We start from the raw sequence: 6,541 nt of genomic DNA on the forward strand, positions 1-6,541 counted from the left end.
TTGTATTACTAATATGAAGGAAAAGAAAATGAGTAATCTGAGTGAAGAAATAATAAACAGATATCTGACAGGACAGTGTTCTGAAGAAGAGCTTATCGAGGTCAATGCCTGGATGAAGGAATCGGAAGAAAATGCCCGCCAGCTCTTTCGTATGGAAGAAATTTATCATTTGGGTAAATTCGACCAGTACACTGATGAACAACGGATACTTCGTGCGGAAAAACAACTCTATAAAAAGCTGGACGAAGAGAAAGGTAAACAGAGCAAAATACTAAGCATGCATCGCTGGATGAAATATGCCGCAGTGATTGCTGTGATGTTGGTCATGGGTGGTGGAGTCGGATATTGGTTCTATCAAAACGGAAACAATCAACAAATGATGGTTGCAGTAGCCAGCGAAGGCATTGTTAAGGAAGTAGTCTTGCCGGATGGCAGCAAGGTTTGGCTGAACAATGCAGCAACCTTGAAATATCCACGTGAGTTCTCCGAAAAGGAACGCAATGTCTACCTAGAAGGAGAAGCTTATTTTGAGGTCACCAAAAACCGCCATAAGCCATTCACCGTTCAAAGTGATGCAATACGCGTACGCGTATTGGGAACTACGTTCAATTTAAAATCCGATAAGCGTTGCCGGATAGCGGAGGCGACACTTATTGAAGGTGAGATTGAAGTAAAAGGCAATAAGGAAGAGGGGCAGATTATCCTCACTCCGGGACAACGTGCGGAACTGAACAAAAATAATGGACGATTGACCGTGAAACAAGTGGATGCCAAGTTGGATGCTGTTTGGCACGATAATCTGATTCCATTCCAAAAAGCAGATATCTTCACCATCACCAAAGCGCTGGAGCGTTTCTATGATGTGAAAATCATTCTGTCTCCTGACATTCAGACGGGTAAAACTTACTCCGGTGTACTGAAAAGGAAATCGAATATCGAGTCAGTGTTAAAATCATTGCAAAACTCTATACCTATTGATTATAAAATTGTCGGAAACAATATCTTCATTTCTCCCAAATAAGAAGTAAAAGATGAACCGGCTAAAACTTAAAAGCTATTAATACCATGAAATTAAAAACATTCCTAATAGTAGGATGTTTAGGAGGTTTATTCACACTTAGCTCCTGCACAGCCCCCACTAATGTAAAAGACTATAGTGCTTACGTCAACCCTTTCATCGGTACCGGTGGACATGGTCATACCTTCCCTGGAGCGGTAGTTCCCCACGGGATGATTCAGCCCAGTCCGGACACCCGGATCGATGGTTGGGATGCTTGTTCCGGTTATTATTATGCCGACTCTACCATCAATGGCTTCTCACACACACACGTCAGCGGTACAGGTTGTTGCGACTATGGAGATGTCTTGCTCATGCCAACTGTGGGTAAGCAACAATATCGTACAACCGATCCCCAAAGCCAGCGACTAGCATACGCTTCCTCTTTCTCACATAAGAATGAAATCGCAGAACCAGGATATTATTCTGTCTTTCTTGATACTTATCAGGTGAAAGCTGAAATTTCATCCACCAAACGAGGAGCAATCCATCGCTATACTTTTCCCGAAAACACCGAATCCGGATTTATCATCGACCTGGATTACAGCCTGCAACGACAGACTAACTCCGAGATGGAAATAGAAGTAATAAGCGATACGGAAATCTGTGGACATAAGAAAACAACTTATTGGGCTTTCGACCAATACATCAACTTCTACGCTAAATTTTCCAAACCATTCTCTTATACGCTCGTTACGGATTCTATCACCATGGACAATGGCAAACGGCTTCCTGTCTGCAAAGCATTATTGCATTTCAACACCAGTAAAGACGAGCAGGTTCTTGTTAAAGTAGGTGTGTCCGCTGTCGATATTGCCGGTGCACGGAAGAACGTTGAATCAGAAATTCCCGGATGGGATTTCGAGAAAGTACGTAAAGACGCACGTACGGCATGGAATGAATATCTTTCCAAAATTGATATTACAACTTCCGATAAAGAAGATAAAGCCATCTTCTACACGGCCCTCTATCATACGGGAATCAGTCCAAATCTGTTCACTGATGCAGACGGACGTTATTTAGGAATGGATCTTGAAGTGCATCAAGGAGACACCCTTAATCCGATATACACAGTATTTTCTTTATGGGATACTTTCCGTGCGCTACATCCGCTAATGACTATCATTGATCCTGATCTGAATAATCACTTTATCAATTCGTTAATTAAGAAGCATCAGGAAGGTGGGATATACCCCATGTGGGACTTGGCTTCCAATTACACCGGCACTATGATTGGTTATCATGCTGTTCCGGTCATCGTGGATGCCTACATGAAAGGGTATCGCAATTTTGATGCCAAAGAGGCTTATAAAGCCTGCCTGCGTGCCGCCGAATATGACACTACCGGCATCAAATGTCCGGATTTGGTATTGCCTCATCTCATGCCTAAAGCAAAATATTATAAGAATGCCATCGGATATATCCCTTGTGACCGCGAAAACGAATCAGTGGCCAAAGCTCTGGAATATGCGTATGATGACTGGTGTATCTCTATCTTTGCAGAAGCAATGAGTGATTTTGAATCCAAAGCAAAGTATGAACGCTTTGCCAAGGCGTACGAATTTTATTTCGACAAATCAATCCGCTTCATGCGTGGACTGGACTCAAAAGGTGAATGGCGTACTCCATTCAATCCGCGTGCATCTACTCACCGCAGCGATGATTATTGTGAAGGAACAGCTTGGCAATGGACTTGGTTTGTGCCGCATGATGTAGAAGGATTAGTCAATCTGATGGGTGGAGAAGATGCTTTTGTCCAGAAACTCGATTCCTTATTCTCGGCCGATTCATCACTTGAAGGTGAGACAACCTCATCAGATATCAGCGGACTTATCGGGCAATATGCACATGGAAACGAACCAAGTCACCATGTGATCCATCTATATAACTACGTTAACCATCCTTGGAGAACTCAAGAGTTGGTGGATAGCGTTTACCGAAGTCAGTATACCAACAGTATAGACGGTCTTTCGGGCAATGAGGACTGCGGTCAGATGTCTGCCTGGTATATACTCAACTCTATGGGATTCTATCAGGTATGTCCCGGCAAGCCGGTATATTCCATCGGACGTCCTGCCTTCGACAAAGCAGTTATCAATCTGCCTGAAGGAAAGACTTTCAGTATTGTAGTAAAGAATAATGGGAAAAAGAATAAATACATTGAAAGTGTATTGCTGAACGGTAAAGCTCTAAACATTCCATTCTTTAACCATCAGGATATTGCGAATGGAGGAACGATGGAAATCAAGATGACCGATCATCCTACGAAATGGGGAGTCCTCTCTCCGGCTCTCTCCTCCAAAGAAGAGGAATGAGTTGGTACTAGCTGTTCAAATTGAATAAAAAAAACAAAACCTTGAAAAATAAATTGGCTCAATCGATTTCTGATTCGATTGAGCCATAAATAATAAATAAGACCATGAAAAAGTATCTCCTATTAGTATGCGCATTAAGTTGTATCGTCTTTGCAAAAGCCAAAGACTGGACGCAGTATGTCAATCCGCTTATGGGTTCTCAATCTAGTTTCGAGTTATCAACAGGTAATACTTATCCGGCCATTGCCCGTCCGTGGGGGATGAATTTCTGGACTCCACAAACAGGAAAGATGGGAGACGGATGGCAATACACTTATACGGCTAATAAGATTCGTGGATTTAAACAAACACATCAACCCAGTCCGTGGATTAATGATTACGGACAATTCTCTATTATGCCTGTAGTAGGCAAACCGGAATTCAATGAAGAGAAGCGTGCCAGTTGGTTTGCCCACAAAGGAGAAACTGCCACTCCTTATTATTATAAAGTATATCTTGCAGAGCATGATGTAGTGACAGAAATGGCTCCAACCGAGCGTGCCGTTCTTTTCCGTTTCACTTTTCCGGAAAACGATCATTCGTATGTTGTAGTGGATGCCTTTGATAAGGGATCGTATATTAAGGTTATTCCGGAAGAAAACAAGATTATCGGTTACACGACCCGCAACAGCGGTGGAGTTCCCGAAAACTTTAAAAATTACTTTATTATTGAATTCGACAAGCCTTTCACTTATAAAGCTACGGTAGCCAATGGCAATCTGCAGGAAAATGTTACCGAACAGACAACAGATCATGCCGGAGCCATTATTGGTTTCCAAACACATAAGGACGAACAAGTACATGCAAGAATTGCTTCTTCTTTCATCAGTTTTGAACAGGCAGCTTTAAATATGAAAGAGTTGGGCAAAGATAATATCGAACAGCTAGCCCAAAAAGGAAAAGAAGCGTGGAACCAAGTATTAGGCAAAATAGAAGTAGAAGGAGGCAATCTCGACCAATATCGCACATTCTATTCTTGTTTATATCGTTCATTGCTCTTCCCACGCAAATTCTACGAACTGGATGCTGCCGGACAACCTGTTCATTACAGTCCTTATAATGGGCAAGTATTACCGGGGTATATGTATACCGACACAGGCTTTTGGGATACTTTCCGTTGCCTATTCCCGTTATTGAACCTAATGTACCCGTCAGTCAACAAGGAAATGCAGGAAGGTCTGATCAATACATATAAAGAGAGCGGTTTCTTCCCGGAATGGGCAAGTCCGGGGCACAGAGGCTGTATGGTTGGTAACAACTCTGCTTCTGTCTTAGTGGATGCTTACATGAAAGGAGTGAAAGTGGACGATATAAAAACATTGTATGAAGGGCTGATTCACGGAACGGAGAATGTACATCCACAAGTATCATCAACAGGACGTCTGGGATATAAATATTACAATAAACTGGGCTACGTGCCTTATGATGTAAAAATCAATGAGAACGCCGCACGCACGTTGGAATATGCATACAATGACTGGTGTATCTACCAACTGGCAAAGGAACTTAAACGTCCGAAAAAAGAGATTAATCTTTTCGCAAAACGTGCCATGAACTACAAGAATCTTTTCGATAAGGAATCTAAGTTAATGCGTGGACGCAACGAAGATGGTACATTCCAATCTCCTTTCTCTCCGCTGAAATGGGGAGATGCTTTTACGGAAGGAAATAGCTGGCACTATACTTGGTCGGTATTCCACGATCCTCAAGGATTGATTGACTTGATGGGTGGAAAAGAGATGTTTATCACCATGATGGATTCTGTTTTTGCCGTACCTCCTATTTTTGATGATAGCTACTACGGCCAAGTGATTCATGAAATCCGTGAAATGACTGTGATGAATATGGGTAACTATGCACATGGCAATCAACCGATTCAGCACATGATTTATTTATATGACTATGCAGGACAACCTTGGAAAGCCCAATACTGGTTGCGTCAAGTAATGGATCGTATGTACTCTCCTACTCCGGACGGCTATTGTGGCGACGAGGACAACGGACAAACTTCTGCCTGGTATGTATTCTCGGCATTAGGTTTCTATCCTGTTTGTCCGGGAACGGATGAATATATTATAGGTGCTCCGTTATTCAAGAAAGCTACACTCCATTTTGAAAATGGCAATAGTTTGGTTATTGATGCTCCGAATAATAGTAAGAAAAAATTTTATGTCAATTCGATGAATGTCAATGGTGCTGATTACACTAAAAATTATCTCCGACACGAAAATTTGCTCAAGGGAGGTACGATCAATGTTGAAATGAGTAATCAACCTAATCAGAATAGAGGAACTAAAGAAGAAGATATGCCCTATTCTTTCTCTAAGCAACAATAATCCTTGCGGGATAATTTAGCCCTAATCTTGGTTTGAGTCTTTCTGTATTGCACCGAAATGAGCCAAATGAACATTTATTGAAACGCAGATTAACGCAGATTTTCGCAAAGAATAAAAAAGTTCTCAAACATGGCGCAGCCTTCTAATAATCTGCGAAAATCTGCGTTAATCTGCGTTTCAATACTTATTTGCTAAAATATCAATTGATTCAGCACCGTACGGAAATGAGTAAAATGATACAGGTTTGAATACATAGTGAGAAAAACATCTATCATAGTATCATTCATTTTAATAATCTTCTAATTATCAAAGGAATAAGTATGATAGATAACTTTTAGAAAATGCATCTATCATACTTTTATTGCAAAAAACGGGTATCTATCACACCCATACTATATCTATTTAGTGTAGCATTAGGTGAGAGTATCCATTTAAAGGCATAAGAATGCACACTTTATAGGATGATAACCTGTATTGACAACTTAATAATCTATTGGAAGCGGCTGTCTTTCTATAGTTCACATGTGCAGGCTGTACAGCCCACGTATGTAAACCGTGCAGCCCACACATGCGGACTGTACAGCACACATACGTGGGCTATAAACTTATCGCCATTACATTTACATTATTAAGCCACGATAATCAGATTTATATGGCTCCCTTGTGACAAAAACAAGCTATCTTACACCTATTATGACCCTTATATGGCTATTTTGCACAATGATAGATAACCTGTTTTTAGTAAGCGTCTCGGCGATGCCATATTTTCTATCTTAATTTTTCCTTTTAGCTTT

The 6,541-nt window shown here is 41.2% G+C and carries 3 protein-coding genes; all 3 read left to right on the forward strand.

Features of this window, described 5'->3' with window-relative positions; all coding sequences use genetic code 11:
• The first annotated feature begins 13 nt into the window (after positions 1 to 13).
• The gene (locus tag DW173_RS11235) at positions 14 to 1,021 is read left to right on the forward strand and encodes a FecR family protein (protein ID WP_004301377.1); all 1,008 of its coding nucleotides are present in this window, start codon (positions 14 to 16) and stop codon (positions 1,019 to 1,021) included.
• 44 nt (positions 1,022 to 1,065) lie between these two features.
• On the forward strand, positions 1,066 to 3,372 hold the full coding sequence (locus DW173_RS11240; protein ID WP_087317474.1) for a GH92 family glycosyl hydrolase: 2,307 nt from the start codon (positions 1,066 to 1,068) through the stop codon (positions 3,370 to 3,372).
• A 104-nt stretch (positions 3,373 to 3,476) separates the two neighbouring features.
• The gene (locus tag DW173_RS11245) at positions 3,477 to 5,747 is read left to right on the forward strand and encodes a GH92 family glycosyl hydrolase (protein ID WP_120144461.1); all 2,271 of its coding nucleotides are present in this window, start codon (positions 3,477 to 3,479) and stop codon (positions 5,745 to 5,747) included.
• Positions 5,748 to 6,541: the final 794 nt, after the last annotated feature.

It is taken from the genome of Bacteroides sp. AM16-13 (genome assembly GCF_003602705.1).
Lineage (GTDB): Bacteria > Bacteroidota > Bacteroidia > Bacteroidales > Bacteroidaceae > Bacteroides > Bacteroides xylanisolvens.

What these genes read in the sequence shown, in the direction of transcription:
- DW173_RS11240 (WP_087317474.1), top strand. Translation starts at nt 1,066, where the DNA reads ATGAAATTAAAAACATTCCTAATAGTAGGATGTTTAGGAGGTTTATTC.
- DW173_RS11235 (WP_004301377.1), top strand. Translation starts at nt 14, where the DNA reads ATGAAGGAAAAGAAAATGAGTAATCTGAGTGAAGAAATAATAAACAGA.
- DW173_RS11245 (WP_120144461.1), top strand. Translation starts at nt 3,477, where the DNA reads ATGAAAAAGTATCTCCTATTAGTATGCGCATTAAGTTGTATCGTCTTT.